This window comes from Streptomyces sp. CoH27 (assembly GCF_020181035.1).
In the GTDB taxonomy this organism is placed as follows: domain Bacteria; phylum Actinomycetota; class Actinomycetes; order Streptomycetales; family Streptomycetaceae; genus Streptomyces; species Streptomyces camelliae.
In genome coordinates, this window is record NZ_JAIQYY010000011.1 from 41,623 (window position 1) to 57,973 (window position 16,351).

Below are 16,351 nucleotides of genomic sequence, written 5' to 3' on the forward strand. Positions count from 1 at the left end.
CCGGGGGCTTTCGTACGGAACAGGGGCCGGATCAGACCTGCGCCCGCTCCTCCACGACCTGCGCGATCTTGGCGATGGCCTCGTCGAACGGGATGCCGTTCTCCTGGGAGCCGTCACGGTAGCGGAAGGAGACGGAGCCGCCCGACATGTCCTCGTCGCCCGCGATGACCATGAAGGGCACCTTCTGCTTCTGGGCGTTGCGGATCTTCTTCTGCATCCGGTCCGAGGAGGAGTCCACCTCGACGCGCAGCCCCTTCTTCCGGGCCGCCGCCGCGAACTTCTCCAGGTACTCCACGTGCGCGTCGCCGATCGGGATGCCGAGCGCCTGGACCGGCGCCAGCCACGCCGGGAAGGCACCCGCGTAGTGCTCCAGGAGCACCGCGAAGAAGCGCTCGATGGAGCCGAACAGAGCGCGGTGGATCATCACCGGGCGCTGCTTCGAGCCGTCGGGGCCGGTGTACTCCAGGTTGAAGCGCTCGGGCAGGTTGAAGTCGAGCTGGATGGTCGACATCTGCCAGGTCCGGCCGATCGCGTCCTTGGCCTGGACGGAGATCTTCGGACCGTAGAACGCGGCGCCGCCCGGGTCGGGGACGAGGGGCAGGCCCTGCTTCTCGGCGACCTGGCGCAGGGTCTCGGTCGCCTCTTCCCAGACCTCGTCGGAGCCGACGAACTTCTCCGGGTCCTTGGTGGACAGCTCCAGGTAGAAGTCGGTGAGGCCGTAGTCGCGCAGCAGGCCGAGGACGAAGGTGAGCGTCTTGTCCAGTTCCTCGGACATCTGCTCACGGGTGCAGTAGATGTGCGCGTCGTCCTGGGTGAAGCCCCGGGCGCGGGTGAGGCCGTGCACGACGCCCGACTTCTCGTACCGGTACACGGTCCCGAACTCGAAGAGGCGCAGCGGCAGTTCACGGTACGAGCGACCGCGCGCGTCGAAGATCAGGTTGTGCATCGGGCAGTTCATGGGCTTGAGGTAGTAGTCCACGCCCTCGTCGAGCTGCATGGGCGGGTACATGCCCTCGGCGTACCAGTCCAGGTGCCCGGACGTCTCGAAGAGCTTCCCCTTCGTCGCGTGCGGGGTGTAGACGAACTCGTAGCCCTCTTCCTCGTGGCGGCGGCGCGAGTAGTCCTCCATCACGCGGCGGATGATGCCGCCCTTGGGGTGGAAGACGGCGAGGCCGGAGCCGATCTGCTCCGGGATGGAGAAGAGGTCCAGCTCGGTGCCGAGCTTGCGGTGGTCGCGCTTCTCGGCCTCGGCGAGGAAGTCCAGGTGCGCCTTCAGCTCGTCCTTGGAGGGCCAGGCGGTGCCGTAGATGCGCTGGAGCATCGGGTTCTTCTCGCTGCCGCGCCAGTAGGCGGCCGCGTTGCGCATCAGCTTGAACGCCGGGATCAGCCGGGTCGAGGGCAGGTGCGGACCGCGGCACAGGTCCTTCCAGCACAGCTCGCCGGTCTTGGCGTCGAGGTTGTCGTAGATCGTCAGCTCACCGGCGCCGACCTCGACGTCCGCGCCGTCGTCGTGCGACGCGGAGCCCTTGAGGCCGATCAGCTCCAGCTTGTACGGCTCGGAGGCCAGCTCCTCACGGGCTGCCTCGTCGGTGACGACGCGGCGGGAGAACTTCTGCCCCCGCTTCTGGATCTCCTGCATCTTCTTCTCGATGGCCTTGAGATCCTCGGGCGTGAACGGCTTCTCGACGTCGAAGTCGTAGTAGAAGCCGTCCTTGACGGGCGGGCCGATGCCCAGCTTGGCCTCGGGGAAGATCTCCTGCACGGCCTGCGCCATGACGTGCGCGGTGGAGTGGCGCAGGATGTTCAGACCGTCCTCGGAGGAGATCTCGACACCCTCGACGATCTCGCCGTCCTTGACCTCGTAGGCGAGGTCCTTCAGGTCGCCCCCGACCCGCGCGGCGATGATCGAGCGCTCGCCCGCGAAGAGGTCGGCGGCCGTAGTGCCCGTCGTCACCACGCGTTCTTCCCGCTCGGAATCGCGTTGGATGATCACACGGACGTCTGACACCGGTCTCTCCTGACTGAAGGTGGGGTGCGGCGCCATACCAGGAGCGCGCGCACAGGCGATCGTACCGACCCGACGGCACCGACCGCGAAACGGTCACCCTCAGTCCCCGTCCCCGTACGCTTCCCCGCAGGCCTCCTCGAAGAAGGCACCTTTCCCGGCGGGCTCCTGCAGTGCCTTCATCAGCCGGTCCCGCTCCGCCTCGTCGACGTGTACGGGTACGACCCCGGAGGCGCCGGTGAGCCGGCGGAAACCGCCCCGGCGCTCCAGCCGGCCGAGCACGCGCACCGGGAGTCCGACGAGATGGGCGTGGCCGGCGATGCGGTAGTCCTCCTCGTCCAGGGTGACGCGGACGTGCGGGACCTCGGCACCGGCGAGGACGCGCAGCCGTACGGTGCCCGCGCCGCCGGGCCCGGAGCGGCGCATGCGGACCACGGCGCCGGTGATCCGGACCGGCACGGAGGGTTCCTCGCGCAGATAGCGGGCCGCGGCCTCGCGCAGTGCGGGCAGGTCGCCCGGGGAGAACTCGACGGGCTCGGCGGAGGCCGCGCAGCCCTCGGGGACGCCGGCGCCCGGGGCCCAGGCGACGGCGATCCGGGCGCCTTCGGTGCCGTGGACGAACGCGGCCAGCGCCTCGGTCAGCTCGCGGCTGACCCCGGCTTCGACCGCGCTGTCGAACGCGTCCATGCCGCCGGTGGCCCGCTGATAGTCGATGGCCTCGCGGGCGGCGAAGAGGGCCTGGTGGAGGCGGACGGCGAGGGGGCGGCCGGTGGGCACGGGAGCGAAGGCGGTGAGGGTGCGGCCCTCGACGGCGGGGCCGACGAGGACGTCCTCCAGCAGCTCCGCTGCCGCGCGGCGGTGGCGGGCGCCGTGGTAGCCGGCACGCGCGCGGGTGGCGAGCGCGGCGGCGAGGAGCATCTGCCGTGCGGCGCCGCGCAGCTGTTCGTCCACGCTCCAGGGCGCGGCGCCGACGGGTCCGCCCGGGGTGTCCCGCCACCAGCGGATCTCGTCGCTGGGCACGGCGAGGGAGATCAGCACCTCGCGCGCGTCGGGGGTCTCGCTGCGGGCGAGGGCGTCGAGGGCCTCGCCCAGCAGGTCGTCGCTGTCGGGGAAGGCACGGCTCTCCGGCACCAGCAGGCTGGTCCCGCCGCCGCCCGGTCCCGGCGGGGTCCAGCGGCCGTAGCGTCCGGGGGCTCCGCCGCGGCGCTGCCAGCCGTGCCGGTGCAGCAGGGCGCCGAGCACGGCGGGGTCGACCCGGGCGGGGTCGGGGGGCTGCTGCCAGGCGGGATCGTCGGGATGGGGCCGGACCTGGCGGGGCAGCTCCTCGTACGGACGGCTCCTCATGGCCTGCCTCCCGTCCCGACCCGCGTCATGATCTCGCACAGCGCCCGGTCGTCGAAGATGCGCGAGGTCGGGATCCGCACGGTGGTCCGGTGCCGGCCGGTGACCGGGTGGCCGGCGAGGTTCACCCAGTAGCAGCAGTGCCTCAGGTCGAGCCGGTCGTGGCTGGCGCGCAGCCAGTCGTCCTGGGAGCGCGGGACGAGCATGACGACCAGGATCTTGTGCACCGAGACGGGTGTGCGGGCGAGCTTGCGCAGATGGTCGTTGTCGAGGGTGAAGGAGAAGGAGCGGCCCGGGGGGTTCGGCGCGATCTGGTAGGTGCACTTCAGCTGCACCTTGATGGTGACCTCGTCGTCGACGGTGTGTCCGGGCGCGCTGTGGCTGACGTGCCAGTCGATGCCGTTGTCCGGAAAGGGCTGGGACAGCGAGCAGCCCGCCGCGGCGGCGACCGCGTGCAGATAGCCGACCTGCAGTGTCTCCATGCAGGCGGTGGTGGCGAGCGTGCCGCGGACGGTGCCCGGGCGATCGGGCAGCAGCCCGCCCCGCTCGGGCTGCGCTATGGCCATGACCAACAGCCTTCCAGGCAATGAGTGTCCCCGCTGCGGGCCGCTGAACTGCAAAGACCCGTACTCCTGTTGTCTCCTCCCGGCGTACGGCGCAAACGGCCCGGGTATCACCAAACAGGCAGAAGACGGAACGTCATCTGCGGTGGGTGAACGAGGAGTTGGGTTCGGATGACGAGCTGGTACGAGGGGCCGCTCGCGGCCTTCGACACGGAGACGACGGGTGTGGACGTCGAGACCGACCGGATCGTGTCGGCCGCAGTCGTCGTCCAGGACGCCCCGGGCACCCGGCCCCGGATCTGCCGGTGGCTGGTGAACCCGGGGGTGCCGGTGCCCGAGGCGGCGACGGAGGTGCACGGGCTGACGGAGGAGCACCTCCAGCACAACGGCCGCTGGCCGGCGCCGGTGATGTACGAGATAGCCGAGCAGCTGGCGGAGCACGCGGCGATGGGCCGCCCGCTGGTGGTGATGAACGCGCCGTTCGATCTGACGCTGCTGGACCGGGAGTTGCGCCGGCACCGGGCGTCCTCGCTGGACCGCTGGTTCGAATCGGTGCCGCTCAGGGTGCTGGACCCGCGCGTGCTGGACAAGCACCTGGACCGGTACCGCAAGGGCCGCCGCACACTGACCGACCTGTGCGCGCACTACGGCGTGGAGCTGCAGGACGCGCATGACGCGGCGGCGGACGCGCTGGCCGCTCTGGAGGTCGTACGGGCGGTGGGCCGCCGTTTCGCGACCCGGCTGGAGCGCCTCTCCCCCGCCGAGCTGCACACGCTCCAGACCGGCTGGCACGCGGCACAGGCCCGCGGCCTCCAGGCGTGGTTCGCGCGCAGCGGCTCGGAGGAGATCGTCAGCACGGACTGGCCGCTCAGGCCGGAGCTGCCGGCGGCGGCATGAGCCTGCCGGCTCCGGCCGGCGGCAGCACCGGGGCCGGGGGGTGGGTGGCGGAGCCCCCACTTCGCGCGGCGAAGCCGCGCAGAAAACGAAGAGAGCGACGTGGTCCGCGTATGGTGCGGACACACGTCGCTCTCGCGAGCGTGGGCGATACTGGGTTCGAACCAGTGACCTCTTCGGTGTGAACGAAGCGCTCTCCCACTGAGCTAATCGCCCGGGAACGCACTGAACAATACAGGTCGAGGCGCCGATCCTTCAAACCGCTTCGAGATGCCTCATCAGTCCCCGCCGCCCGGACCGCATCATCAGGCGGTGGTTGGCGCGGAAGACCGGCCGCCCCGGCACGGCCAGCCACCGGAGCAGGGGCTTGTTCACGTGCACCACCTGCTCGTATCGCGCGAGACTGCCCGGGCCGTCGGCGGTGACCGTCCAGCGGGCCCAGCCCTCGATGTCGCCGGACATGGTGATCTCCAGGACCCCGGCGTCCGGGTCGTGACGGGTCTCGCGCGCGGTGAAGGTCATGGCGTACGGCAGGACCGACCTGATGGTGAGGACGCCGGTGGAGTCGTCCAGCCGGGTCACCGCCCGTACCTGCGGCCACCAGCGGGGATAGTCCTCGGGCCGCTCCAGTACGGCGTACACGGCCGCCGGCGGGGCGGGCAGGGACCACAGGCTGAGGAAGCGGTAGCGGTTCCAGTCCATGGCGGGAGTCTGCCCGGCCCGGGGCGGCGATCTGAGTACGTGTACTCATGCGCCGGGCCGTGGCGCGGGCCACACTCGGGAGGCGAGCGCCGCCGCCCGTGCGACGGCGCTCCCCAGAACCGATCCGGTTACGGCATCCTGTCGCCGAGCAGGGCCAGGTTCTCGATGGCCGCGAGGCCGTAGAGCGCGGTGTCGTTGCTGGACACCCAGGCCGCCTCGCTGCCCTCGACCAGGGCGACCGGTCCGGTCAGTTTCTCCGTCGTCCACGGCGAGGACTCGGTGTAGCCGTCGGAGCTGTAGAACTTGGTCCAGGCGCGCTTGGCGAGCGCTGCGTCACCGGTCTGTACGGCGGCGTAGGCGTCGAGGCGCGAGTGGCCCTGGAAGAGCAGCAGGCTGCCGAAGTCGGAGCCGTAGCGGGCCTTCTGTTCGGCCTTGGTGGCATTGAAGTAGCGGCAGTAGTCCAGGTAGACCTTCTTGAAGTCGGGCATGTCGACCAGGTGGATCAGCTCGGCGCACAGTTCGTTGAGGCCGAAGACGGCCGAGAGGTGGGACACCGAGACGACCGGTGTGGCGGCGACGGCGAACTTGCCGGTGTCGAGGTCGTACAGCCCGCTGCCCTGGACGAAGCCGTTGGGCTGGGCGGCGATGCCCTGCATCGTGGACAGCACGCGCGCCTTGGCCTTCTCCCACTTGGGGCCCTTGCGCTCCCACTCGGTGAGCCAGGCCGAGACCAGGCCGCTCCAGTCCGTGCCGAAGCCGATGGACAGGGCGTGCCGGTCGGGGGTGTAGGGGGTGGTGCGGACCTTGCGCTGGGGGTCGAGGACGAGGAAGGTCTCGTCGGAGTCGACGTTGGCGTGCATGAGGTCGCCGACGCGTTCGTCGCCGGTGAGGAAGTAGTAGAAGCGGCGGTAGGTGGTGTTGGCGATGCGCTGCTGCTTGGCGCTGTCGCCGAAGTGCTGCACGCCGTGCCGGGTGCCGAGGCCCGCCCATGTGCCGAGGTGGTAGACGTCGACCTCGCCGGTGTGCCGGGTGAGCGCCTCGGCGAAGCGGAACAGGTCGGAGCGGCCGCTTCTGAGGTACGCGTACCAGAGCCACAGGTCGGGCGAGAGCTCGGAGTTGTCCCAGGCGTAGCCGCCGACGTCGTACCGCCACTGGTGGCGCACGGTGTCGTAGGTGTGCATGAAGTCGCCGTAGTCCCAGAAGCCGTACCAACGGCGTTGCTCCACCTGGTCCTTGTAGTAGGTGAAGAGGAAGTCGAGGTGGTCCTCGATCTTGGCCTTGGCGGCGGTGGAGCGGTCCGGTTCGGAGAACAGGCCGGGGCCGAAGACCTTGGCCTTGATGAGCTGCTTGGGTGGGGCGGCGAGCTGGGGCAGCACGCGTACGGCCGCGACCTGCTGGGCGAGGGTGTCGGCGTCCGGGGTGGCGTCGTTGGCCCAGAAGAGGAGTTCGGAGGTGCGGGCGATGCCGTAGGGGGTGCCGAACTCCGGCTCGTAGTCCTCGTAGGTGATGTTGAGGCCTTCGAGCTGCTTGGCGTAGGTGTCCTGGCCCATGCCGTCGTGGTAGAAGCGCAGGTCCATGGGCTGGGCCTCGGGGGACCAGAGCCAGAGGGTGACGGTGGCCTCGTCGGTGTGGGCGTCGCGGATGTCGAGCTGGGCGGGGAACTTCTCCCAGAAGTCCCTGAGGCCGAAGGAGAGTCCGCCGCTCACGCCGCCGACGTAGCCGAAGCCGGAGGCCCGCTTGCCGCCGCCGGCGGCGATCCAGCCGTAGCCCTGCTTGGTGCGCTTGCGGAGGGTGAAGCCGTCGGCGGAGAGCTGAGCGAGGGTGTAGTCGCCCCAGTGCGGGATGTACTGCAGCCGGGTTGTCACCCGCTGGTCCCAGGTGGACGGGTCGGGCAGCTTCTGGCCCGCGTACTGGGCCGCCTGTACGGCGGCGCCCGGGTCACGGCGCAGTCCGGTGATGCCCTGGACGGCCTCGCGGAGCAGTCCGGTGCCCTCGCCGCCGAGGCGGATGTGCCGGTCGTACGCCGCGTCGCGCATCGGCACGCTGAACCGGACGCCGAGCCCGCGGATGAAGTCGCCGGAGGCCTTGCCGGGCTCCTGGGTGCCGTCGTAGGTGATGGTGTGCACCATGCGGAAGGAGTCGGCGCCGGCGTAGAAGTACAGGCGCAGGGAGAACGGCAGCCAGCTCCGGTCGCCCTTGCGGTGCTTGCCGTCGATGCGGACGACGGCGCGGACCGGGCCGTCCTGTTCGACGGTGACGGAGTCGATGGCACCGTCGAAGCGCTCGGTCTTCACCGTGCCCTGGTCCTCGTCCTCGACCTCGGGCTGCCGGATCAGTACGAGGCGCCCGTTCCTGGCGATCTCCGTCGAACCCCGGGTGACGGACTTGACGATCGTCGAGCCGTTCTTGCCGATCCTCGCGGAGATGACGCCGGTGGAGACGTCGATGGTGCCGCCGCTCCGGTCGACGGTGACCTTCTTGTCGGGTGCGGCGGGCGTCCCGGCGGTGAGCGTGAGCTTGCCGTCACCCGAACTCACCGCGTGGGCGGTCCACTTGAGCGATCCGTCGGGCCAGTAGGCGAGGGGCCAGGTCTGGACGGGGACATCCTTGCCGGCGGCGTCCGTGAGCGCGAAGGTCTGGTCCTCCTGATAGGCGCCCATGGGCCAGGGCACGCCGACGGTGGAGCCGGGCGCGGCGCCGAGGCCGCCGTCCTCCAGCCAGTCCAGGGTCACGGGGTCGGCGTCGCCGGCCGCGGCTCTCGGCGCGGCCTCGGCGTCCTTGGCCCCCAGCGCCCAGCTGAACTGTGCGGCTGCTCCGGCGACGGCGGCCGCCTTGAGGAGGGACCTGCGGGGGATGGGAGACATGGCCTTCCTTCCATAGATGTGCTGGTCAGGGGCATGACAGAGAGAGGCGCGGCGCCCGGGGCGCCGGCCGTGCGGCGGGTCAGCGACGCCGGTACCGCTCCTCCACGGCGACGGCAGCCGCCGTGACGGCCCCGAGCACGGGCACCGCCAGCGGGGCGATGAGCAGGGCGGAACAGCAGGTGAGAACCGCTCCGCCGACGAGCAGGAAGGATCCGGCCGGGTCGAGGACCGTACGCCGGCCGGCGTCGGCGAGCAGGCCCCGCCAGGGAGTGCCCGGCGCCCAGACGGCCGCCGCGCGCAGCCCGGCGACCGCGACCCCGAGGAGCGCGAACAGTCCTACGGCCCCCACCAGCGGCCCGCCGGGCAGCCCGGCCCGTACGGCCTGGACGTCCAGCCAGGCCAGGGCCGCGGCCACCCAGCCGGCGAGCCCGACCGCCCAGCCGCCGCGCAGGGCGGCCCGGAAGTCTGCGGCGAACTCCCGCCGGCCGCCGGCCTGGTGGCCGGTGCACCGGCGCAGATGCCGGGCGCCCGCGGCGAACGCGGCCGGGTAGGTGACGACCCCCAGGGAGGCCACCGCGATCCACACGCCGGTCAGCAGGCACTCGGCGAAGACGGCGAACCGCTCCGCGAAGACGGACTCCCGGCGTGGCTTCACCCGAGCCTGGGCCATGGCGCGCCTCACCCCTTCAGTCCGGAGGTCGCCATCCCGTCGATCAGATACCGCTGGAAGGCGAGGAAGAACAGCAGCACGGGCAGCAGCGCGACCAGGGACATCGCGATCATCCCGCCGTAGTTGGCGGCCACGCCGTCGGAGTCGCGGAACATCATCAGGCCCAGCGAGACCGTGTACTTGCCTGGCTCGTTGAGGTAGATCAGCGGGCCCATGAAGTCGTTCCAGGCGTTGATGAAGGTGAAGATCGCGCTGGTGATGAGCGCGGGCCGGGACAGCGGCAGCACGATCGACCAGTAGATGCGCAGATGCCCGCAGCCGTCGAGGCGGGCGGCCTCGTCGAGTTCCTTGGGCAGGTTCCGCATGAACTGCACCATGAGGAAGACGAAGAAGGCCTCCGTGGCCAGATACTTGCCGATCAGCAGCGGGACGTAGGTGTTGACCCAGCCCAGCTTCTGGAACATCACGTACTGCGGGATCAGCAGCACGTGGTACGGCAGCAGCAGCGTGCCGATCATCAGCGAGAAGAGCACGTTGCGGCCGGCGAACCGGATGCGGGCGAAGGCGTACGCGGTCAGCGAGCAGGAGAGGAGCACGCCGACGACGGCACCGCCGGCGTAGAAGAGCGAGTTCTGGAAGAACGTCCAGATCTGAATGTCCGCGATGCCGTCGGCGAGGCCCTTGAAGTTGCTCAGGATCGGGTGGGACGGGAACAGCGTGAGGCTGTTGATGATGTCCTTGCTGGGCTTGAAGGAGGCGCCGATCACCCAGACGACCGGGTAGAGGATGACCGCCAGGATCAGCAGGGCGCCGAGGTGCCAGGCGAGGGAGCCGGTGCGCTTGCGGGACAGTCCGCCGCCGAGGGGCTTGCCGGTGGTGGCGCTCATCGGGCGTCCTCCTCGTAGTGCACCCACTTCTTCTGGGACCAGAAGAGGACGGCCGTCACCAGGGCCACGGCGAGCAGCAGCATCCAGGCCATGGCGGAGGCGAGGCCCATCTGGGCGTTCTTGAAGCCCTGCTGGTACAGGTAGCAGGTGTAGACGAGCGTGGCGTCGGCCGGGCCGCAGTAGGTGTTGGAGACGACGTAGGCCGAGCCGAAGATCTGGAAGGAGTGGATGGTCTCCAGGAGCACGTTGAAGAAGAGCACCGGGGAGATCATGGGGAGGGTGATGCTCCAGAACTTCCGGAAGGGTCCGGCGCCGTCCATCTCCGCGGCCTCGTAGAGCTCCCTCGGGACCTGCTTCAGGCCCGCCAGGAAGATGACCATGGGCGCGCCGAACTGCCAGACGGTGAGGGCGACCAGGCAGTACAGCACCCAGTCGGCGTTGCCGACCCAGCCGCCGACGTGCCAGCCGAAGAAGGACTGGGTACGGTCCACGATCGCGCCGTCGGAGAACAGCGACCGCCAGACGAAGCCGACGGACACACTCGCGCCGATGAGCGAAGGGGCGTAGAAGGCGGCCCGGTAGAAGGCCTGGCCGCGGCGGCTCTGGGAGAGCAGGAGAGCCACCCCGAGGGCGAGCAGCAGCTTCAGCGGGGTGCCGATGATCACGTACTTCGCCGTGACCTCCACCGACTTCTGCCAGCGGGGGTCGTGGAACATCTTGGTGAAGTTGTCGAGCCCGACCCACTTCGGGGCGTTGAAGAGGTTGTAGTCGGTGAACGCGAAGTACAGCGAGGCGACCATCGGGCCCGCGGTCAGCAGCAGGAAGCCCGCGATCCACGGGGACATGAAGAGGTAGCCGGCGAGGTTCTCACGCCGGCGGCCGGGCCGCCGCCCCGTGGTGGCGGAGGCGGCCGAACGCGTCTTGCGGGACGCGGGCAGGGAGTCCTTGACGAGCGTCACGGCAGGTCCCATCAGGCCTGGAACGCGGCGTCGGACTCGGTGAAGAACTGCTTCACCGCGTCCGAGACCTTCGTCTTGCCCTGGCCGAGGTCACCGCCGATGCGCAGGAAGGCGGCCTCGATGGTGTCGGCACCGGAGGGGTGCGGGGTGATCGTGCCGAGGACCCCCGCCTTGGCGGTGTCGGCCTCGTACTGCGCGATCTCCTTGTTGACCGGGTCGGTCGGCTTGAACGCCTCGTACTGCTCGGTGCTCGCCAGGATGCCGCGGTCGTAGCCCATGATCGTGCCGACCTGGGGGTCGTGGACCATGAAGTCGATGAACTGCGCGACCTCCTTGGGATGGGAGGTGTGCGCGGAGGCGCTGAGCATCAGGGAGGCCAGGTACTGGCCGGTCTGCTTGCCGTCCGTGGTCGGGATCGGGGCGAGGCCGTAGGTGCTGCTGCCCTCCGACGTGTAGCGGACGGTGAAGTTGTCCCAGGTGAACTCGGAGGCTCCGTGTCCGGCGGAGAGCGAGGACTTGGGCTTGTCCTGCTCGACGATCTTCGGGTCGGTGACGATGCCGGCCTTGACGCGGTTGTAGCCGTCCGTCCACCACTCCGTCAGATCGGCCTGGTCGAAACCGAGTCCGTCCTTGGTGAAGAACGCCTTGCCGTTCTGGCGGAGGTAGAGGTCGTAGAGATACATGATCGTGAAGTAGCCGGTGTCCCCGGGGACCTTCGTCCTGTCGTGGATCGTCTTCAGCGCCTTGAAGTAGTCCTCCCAGGTCCAGCCGGCGTGCGGCTCGACGCCCGCCTTCTGGAAGACCTTCTTGTCGATGACGAGCGCCATGCTGTTGGAGCCGACCGGAATGCCGAGCTGCTTGCCGTCGACCTCGCCGACCTTCGTGACGCCGTCCCGGAAGTGATCCAGGCTCAGATTGCTTGCTTTCACCTGGGAGTTGAGGTCCAGCAGAATTCCGCGCTTGTCGTACTTCCGGAGAAAACCGACGGCGTTCTGGAAAACGTCCGGGGGATTTCCGCCGGCGGCCTGTGTCTGGAACTTCTCCCAGAACGACTGGTACGTCTGAAAGTCGGTCTTGACCTTGATCTTCGGGAACTTCTTCTCGAAGAGCGCGATGGTCTGGTTGATCTTCTTGGCCCGCTCCTCGGCACCCCACCAGGAGTAACGGATCGTCACCGTCCCGTCCCCGGAACCACTTCCGCTGCCGCAGCCGGTCACCGCGGTCAGCCCGAGCGCGGCCGCCGACGCCCCGGCCGCCTTCAGGATCGTACGCCTCTCAAGATTCCTGCTGGTTCCCACAGTCGGGCCCTCCCCGCAGCGTCGTCGCCGCCGTCATGAATCGTTTCAAGTAAGCGCTTGCTGGCACAAGTTACGGAGGGGCCCGGGGTGCGTCAATGATTCGGACAGGATTTTCTTGCGGGCGACACACGGGCAGGGGTGGGCTGTTGGGGGTTGGCGCAGGTGAGGAGAGTGTGGTCGGCGGGCCGAACAGAGGGGAGGGGCGGCGGGCTTCGGTGGGTGGGGTGGGTCGAGGTGGAGCGGCGCTCAGGCGCGGCCGGGCAGGGCAGCGAGCCAGTCGAGGAGGATCCGGTTCGTCTCCTCGGGGCGTTTCTGCTGGACGAAGTGGCCGCATCCGCCGAGGATGTGCGAGCCGAGGAGACCCGGCAGGGTCTCGGGGAACGCCTCGACAGCGTCGGCCAGCCAGGCGAGCGAGGCGTCCAGGGCGCCGCCGATGAACAACGACGGCTGCGTGACCGGGGCGCCGGCGTAACCGGCCAGGTCGGCCCAGTCCCGGTCCATGTTCCGGTAACGATTGAGGGCTCCCGTCAGACCGGTCCGTTCGAACTCCCCGGCGAGGACGTCGAGGTCACGCTCACTCAGCCAGGCCGGGAGCCGGCCGGCGGGGAAGCGTTCGCGCAGGGTGCCGCCGCGGGCGACAAAGTGCGGGTCGGGGGCGCCGGGTCCGGGCATGGTGTCCGCGGACAGCGCCGCGTAGAAGCCGGCGAGCCAGCCGCGCACATCCGGCTCGATCTCCGCCTCGGCCCGGCCGGGCTGCTGAAAGTACGAAACGTAGAACTCGTCGGACGCCGAAGGCACCGAGGCCTCCTCGGCCTCCGGCCCGGGCGGCCCACCCGCGCTGACTCCCACGGCGTCCATGGCGTCCCCGTCGCCGCCCGTCCCATGGCCACCGGCGGCTCGGCTGCCTTCGCCGGCACTCTTGCCACCGCCGTTCCCGTGACCGTCGGCACATCGGCTGCCGCCCTTGGCGCCACCGCTCCCGCGCTCGCCCGCGGCTGCGCCACTCATCGCGGGGTCATCGGCCGTGCCACCGGCGCCACCGCCCTCGGCGTCAGTGCCCCTGTCGCCGCCGGCTCCGTGGCCGCCGGAGGATCCGCCGTCGCCTCCGGCATCGCTGCCACCGCTCTCCGCAGCACTACCTCCCCCGCCGTGGACACCATTGCCGCTGTCGGCGCGGTTCCCGCTCATCCGCGCGAAGATCTCGCTGGGGCGCGGGCCGCCCGGTGGGGCGTACGGGACGCCCAGGAGGCCCACGGCGTGGAACACGTCCGGCCTGGTCAGGGCGGACGTGGCGGCGATCGTCGCGCCCCAGTCGTGCCCGACGACGACCGCGGACTCCTCCCCCAGGGCCTCCACCACGGCGACGTTGTCGGCGACCAGGCCGAGCATCCGGTACTCCGCCACGGCCGCGGGCTTGGAGGTACGGCCGTACCCCCGGACGTCGACGGCCACCGCGCGGTAGCCGGCGGCGGCCAGCGCCGGCATCTGGTGGCGCCAGGAGTACCAGGACTCCGGGAAGCCGTTTACCAGCAGCACCAGCGGGCCTCGGCCCTGTTCCACGAGGTGGACACGCCCGGCCGGCGAGGGGACCAGGCGGTGGGTGGGGCCGGGGATGGAGAACTGCGGCATCGGGGCTCCAGGAGGGGGACGGGAGTGATGTACGCGGGGTGGGCGGGGCTTCTCGGCGGAGCTTTTGCAACGGAGCTTTTGCGATGGAGCTTTTGCGACGGAGCTTCTGCGACCGGCCCCGCGATCGCCGAGCCACTGATCGCTGAAGCGGTGCTCGCCGAGCCTGTGATCGCGGGAGTCGTGCGCGCCGAGCCTGTGATCGGGGCGCCGGTCCCGATGGTCCTGTGAGCCGTCCGCCGTGCACGAGGTTTGTTGCCGGTTCGGCAAATCAGGCGTCCTCGGCCGGTGCCGGATGTGGGCGCATACGCCGACGGCCCACCTGCTGTTTCGCAGGTGGGCCGTCGGTCCGGGTGGGCGATACTGGGTTCGAACCAGTGACCTCTTCGGTGTGAACGAAGCGCTCTCCCACTGAGCTAATCGCCCGGGCGCAGGAAGAACATTACCCCATGTCAGGGGTGCCTCCGACCACGGGACGGGTCGGTGGGCCGCCCGGGCGACGGGGCGGGCTCACTCCGTGTTGATCTTCCACGGCATGACGAGGCCGTACCTCCCCAGGTAGATCCCGGCCAGCGCCACGACGATCGTCAGCCCCATCGCGGTCAGCGTGAGGTTACGGCGGCGCACCTTGGGGTCGAGGGCCCGCTGGGCCGCCTCCGTGACCTTGCGTTTGGTCCAGCGGAGCACGAGCTGGGCCCAGACGAACTCGGTCGCCCAGATCGCCATGCCGCCGAAGATCACCACCCAGCCGGGTCCCGGCAGCGGCAGCATGACGACGCCGGCGACCACGACCGCGAGGCCGACCACGAAGACGCCGACCTGCCAGCTCAGATGCAGCACCCGGCGCGCCTTGACGAACTCCGGCGCCCGGGAACCGAGCCCGCCACCGGCCGCCCGCCCAGCGTCCTGTACCGGCCCCTCCCGGTCGGCCTGTGCCTCGTCCGCCGCTGCCTTGTCCGTTGCCATGGCGACCTCGCTCCGGTCGTCACTCCCCGTATTCATACAGACAAACCCTACCGGAGTGAATCCAGTCACTGAAATGGTCGTAGATCCGGTACGAGTTCTCGGCCGGAAGAGTTACGTAAAGACACGCAAAACCCTCAGAGGGGTTTACAACGGCACCGTAGGTGGCATGTCGATTTCGCCGACGTGCGAATCCCCGAGCGCACACTGAGCGAAAGGCCCTGGCGCTTATGAACACCACGGTCAGCTGCGAGCTGCACCTGCGCCTCGTTGTGTCGAGCGAGTCCTCCCTGCCTGTCCCCGCAGGCCTGCGGTACGACACGGCCGACCCCTACGCCGTGCACGCCACCTTCCACACCGGAGCCGAGGAGACCGTCGAGTGGGTGTTCGCCCGCGACCTCCTCGCCGAAGGGCTGCATCGGCCCACCGGCACCGGCGACGTCCGTGTCTGGCCGTCGCGCAGTCATGGTCAGGGCGTCGTGTGCATCGCCCTCAGCTCCCCGGAGGGGGAGGCCCTGCTGGAAGCCCCGGCGCGGGCTCTGGAGTCCTTCCTGAAGCGAACCGACGCCGCCGTGCCGCCCGGCACGGAACACCGGCACTTCGACCTGGATCAGGAGCTGTCGCACATCCTGGCGGAGAGCTAGGCCGCGGCCCCGCGAGAGCAGCCCGGCGCCGTCCACTCGGGGAGACGGCGCGGGCCACAGACAACCGCATACGGCATAGCCCGGCGCCGTCACCGTGAGCGTTCACGGGGGCGGCGTCGGCCTGTGCCCGCTCCGCCGGAGGGCGGGCCGGAGCCGGACGGTCCGGGAACCGCGCCGGGCGCGGAGGCGTTCTCCCGGCGACAGGAGTCGGGAAGAGGCCGATGCGGCGGGCGCGGATGTCGCTACCATCGGCCAGCATCGGCGGGCGTCGCCCGACCCCCCAGGCCAGGGAGCGAAACGTGCTGATCACCCACGACACCCGGTGCGCCCTCGACACCGTGGTCGATCTGGTGAACACCGCGCCGGAGGACGGCGCGGCGGCGGAGGGACTGCCCGATGTCCCTGCGCTCGCGGATTTCGTACGAAAGCACGAGATGAGCGACGTCGGCGTGCTGTCGGAGTTCGACCTCTCGGCGGTGCGCAGGGTCCGGGGGCGGTTCGCGGCGATCTTCGCGGCTCCGGACCCCCGCTCCGCCGCCGGGCTGATCAACGAGCTGGTGGCCGCGGCCGGCACCACCCCGCAGCTGACGGACCACGACGGCTACGACTGGCATGTGCACTACTTCGCGCCCGGCGCCTCCGTGGCCGACCATCTCGCCGCCGACTGCGGCATGGCGCTCGCCTTCTTCGTGGTGGCCGGGGAGCAGGAGCGGCTGCGGCGCTGTGAGGCGCCGGACTGCCGGCGTGCCTTCGTGGACCTGTCCCGCAACCGCTCGCGCCGCTACTGCGACAGCCGCACCTGCGGAAACCGGCTGCACGTGGCCGCCTACCGGGCCCGGCGCAAGGAAGCGACCGGCTGACGGCAGCGACAGCGCGGCGCCGGGATTCGCGCGCGCACGAGACGCCTGAACACACCCTGGGCGACGTCGGTCCCG

Annotated in this window: 13 protein-coding genes, 2 tRNA genes and 2 pseudogenes; 3 read left to right on the forward strand and 14 right to left on the reverse strand. The window is 70.2% G+C overall.

Going from position 1 to position 16,351, the window contains the following annotated elements:
• Positions 1 to 31: 31 nt before the first annotated feature.
• The 3 genes from thrS to LE548_RS19505 all read right to left on the reverse strand — a co-directional run bounded on the left by thrS (position 32) and on the right by LE548_RS19505 (position 3,912).
• On the reverse strand, positions 32 to 2,008 hold the full coding sequence (thrS, locus tag LE548_RS19495; RefSeq protein WP_225098175.1) for a threonine--tRNA ligase: 1,977 nt from the start codon (positions 2,006 to 2,008) through the stop codon (positions 32 to 34).
• Positions 2,009 to 2,107: 99 nt separating this feature from the next.
• A complete protein-coding gene (locus LE548_RS19500) occupies positions 2,108 to 3,349 on the reverse strand; it encodes a hypothetical protein (protein ID WP_225098176.1) in 1,242 nt (413 codons plus the stop codon).
• Positions 3,346 to 3,912: a DUF4365 domain-containing protein gene (locus tag LE548_RS19505; protein ID WP_225098177.1), complete on the reverse strand. Its 567-nt coding sequence runs from the start codon at positions 3,910 to 3,912 to the stop codon at positions 3,346 to 3,348. The genes LE548_RS19500 and LE548_RS19505 overlap by 4 nt, the downstream gene beginning before the upstream one ends.
• A gap of 168 nt (positions 3,913 to 4,080) precedes the next feature.
• Here LE548_RS19505 and LE548_RS19510 point away from each other — a divergent pair, with 168 nt between their 5' ends.
• The gene (locus LE548_RS19510) at positions 4,081 to 4,806 is read left to right on the forward strand and encodes a 3'-5' exonuclease (RefSeq protein ID WP_225098178.1); all 726 of its coding nucleotides are present in this window, start codon (positions 4,081 to 4,083) and stop codon (positions 4,804 to 4,806) included.
• 141 nt (positions 4,807 to 4,947) lie between these two features.
• Here LE548_RS19510 and LE548_RS19515 read toward each other — a convergent pair.
• From LE548_RS19515 to LE548_RS19565, 11 genes and pseudogenes are all read right to left on the reverse strand, one after another.
• Positions 4,948 to 5,019, reverse strand: a tRNA-Val gene (locus tag LE548_RS19515).
• A 39-nt stretch (positions 5,020 to 5,058) separates the two neighbouring features.
• The gene (locus LE548_RS19520) at positions 5,059 to 5,505 is read right to left on the reverse strand and encodes an SRPBCC family protein (RefSeq protein ID WP_225098179.1); all 447 of its coding nucleotides are present in this window, start codon (positions 5,503 to 5,505) and stop codon (positions 5,059 to 5,061) included.
• 128 nt (positions 5,506 to 5,633) lie between these two features.
• Positions 5,634 to 8,369: a Tat pathway signal sequence domain protein gene (locus tag LE548_RS19525; protein ID WP_225098180.1), complete on the reverse strand. Its 2,736-nt coding sequence runs from the start codon at positions 8,367 to 8,369 to the stop codon at positions 5,634 to 5,636.
• 79 nt (positions 8,370 to 8,448) lie between these two features.
• Positions 8,449 to 9,039, reverse strand: coding sequence for a hypothetical protein (locus tag LE548_RS19530; RefSeq protein WP_225098181.1), 591 nt, complete (start codon positions 9,037 to 9,039; stop codon positions 8,449 to 8,451).
• An 8-nt stretch (positions 9,040 to 9,047) separates the two neighbouring features.
• Complete coding sequence (locus LE548_RS19535; protein ID WP_225098182.1) at positions 9,048 to 9,926, reverse strand: carbohydrate ABC transporter permease; 879 nt, start codon at positions 9,924 to 9,926, stop codon at positions 9,048 to 9,050.
• Positions 9,923 to 10,885 carry a carbohydrate ABC transporter permease gene (locus LE548_RS19540; RefSeq protein WP_225098183.1) on the reverse strand — a complete coding sequence of 321 codons (963 nt, stop codon included), beginning with the start codon at positions 10,883 to 10,885 and terminating at the stop codon, positions 9,923 to 9,925. Before LE548_RS19540 ends, LE548_RS19535 begins: the two co-directional genes overlap by 4 nt.
• An 11-nt stretch (positions 10,886 to 10,896) precedes the next feature.
• Positions 10,897 to 12,183 (reverse strand): extracellular solute-binding protein, encoded by a 1,287-nt coding sequence (locus tag LE548_RS19545; protein WP_225098184.1) that lies wholly within the window; start codon positions 12,181 to 12,183, stop codon positions 10,897 to 10,899.
• Between the two features lie 246 nt (positions 12,184 to 12,429).
• A pseudogene (locus LE548_RS19550) lies at positions 12,430 to 12,966 on the reverse strand (alpha/beta fold hydrolase); the annotation flags it as partial.
• 399 nt (positions 12,967 to 13,365) lie between these two features.
• Positions 13,366 to 13,812, reverse strand: a pseudogene (locus tag LE548_RS19555) (alpha/beta fold hydrolase); the annotation flags it as partial.
• A 351-nt stretch (positions 13,813 to 14,163) separates the two neighbouring features.
• A tRNA-Val gene (locus tag LE548_RS19560) sits at positions 14,164 to 14,235 on the reverse strand.
• A gap of 84 nt (positions 14,236 to 14,319) precedes the next feature.
• A complete protein-coding gene (locus LE548_RS19565; protein WP_225098185.1) occupies positions 14,320 to 14,811 on the reverse strand; it encodes a TIGR02611 family protein in 492 nt (163 codons plus the stop codon).
• A 191-nt stretch (positions 14,812 to 15,002) separates the two neighbouring features.
• Here LE548_RS19565 and LE548_RS19570 point away from each other — a divergent pair, with 191 nt between their 5' ends.
• Both LE548_RS19570 and LE548_RS19575 read left to right on the forward strand, forming a co-directional pair.
• The gene (locus tag LE548_RS19570; protein WP_004002642.1) at positions 15,003 to 15,416 is read left to right on the forward strand and encodes an SsgA family sporulation/cell division regulator; all 414 of its coding nucleotides are present in this window, start codon (positions 15,003 to 15,005) and stop codon (positions 15,414 to 15,416) included.
• A 299-nt stretch (positions 15,417 to 15,715) separates the two neighbouring features.
• Complete coding sequence (locus LE548_RS19575; RefSeq protein WP_225098186.1) at positions 15,716 to 16,276, forward strand: CGNR zinc finger domain-containing protein; 561 nt, start codon at positions 15,716 to 15,718, stop codon at positions 16,274 to 16,276.
• Positions 16,277 to 16,351: the final 75 nt, after the last annotated feature.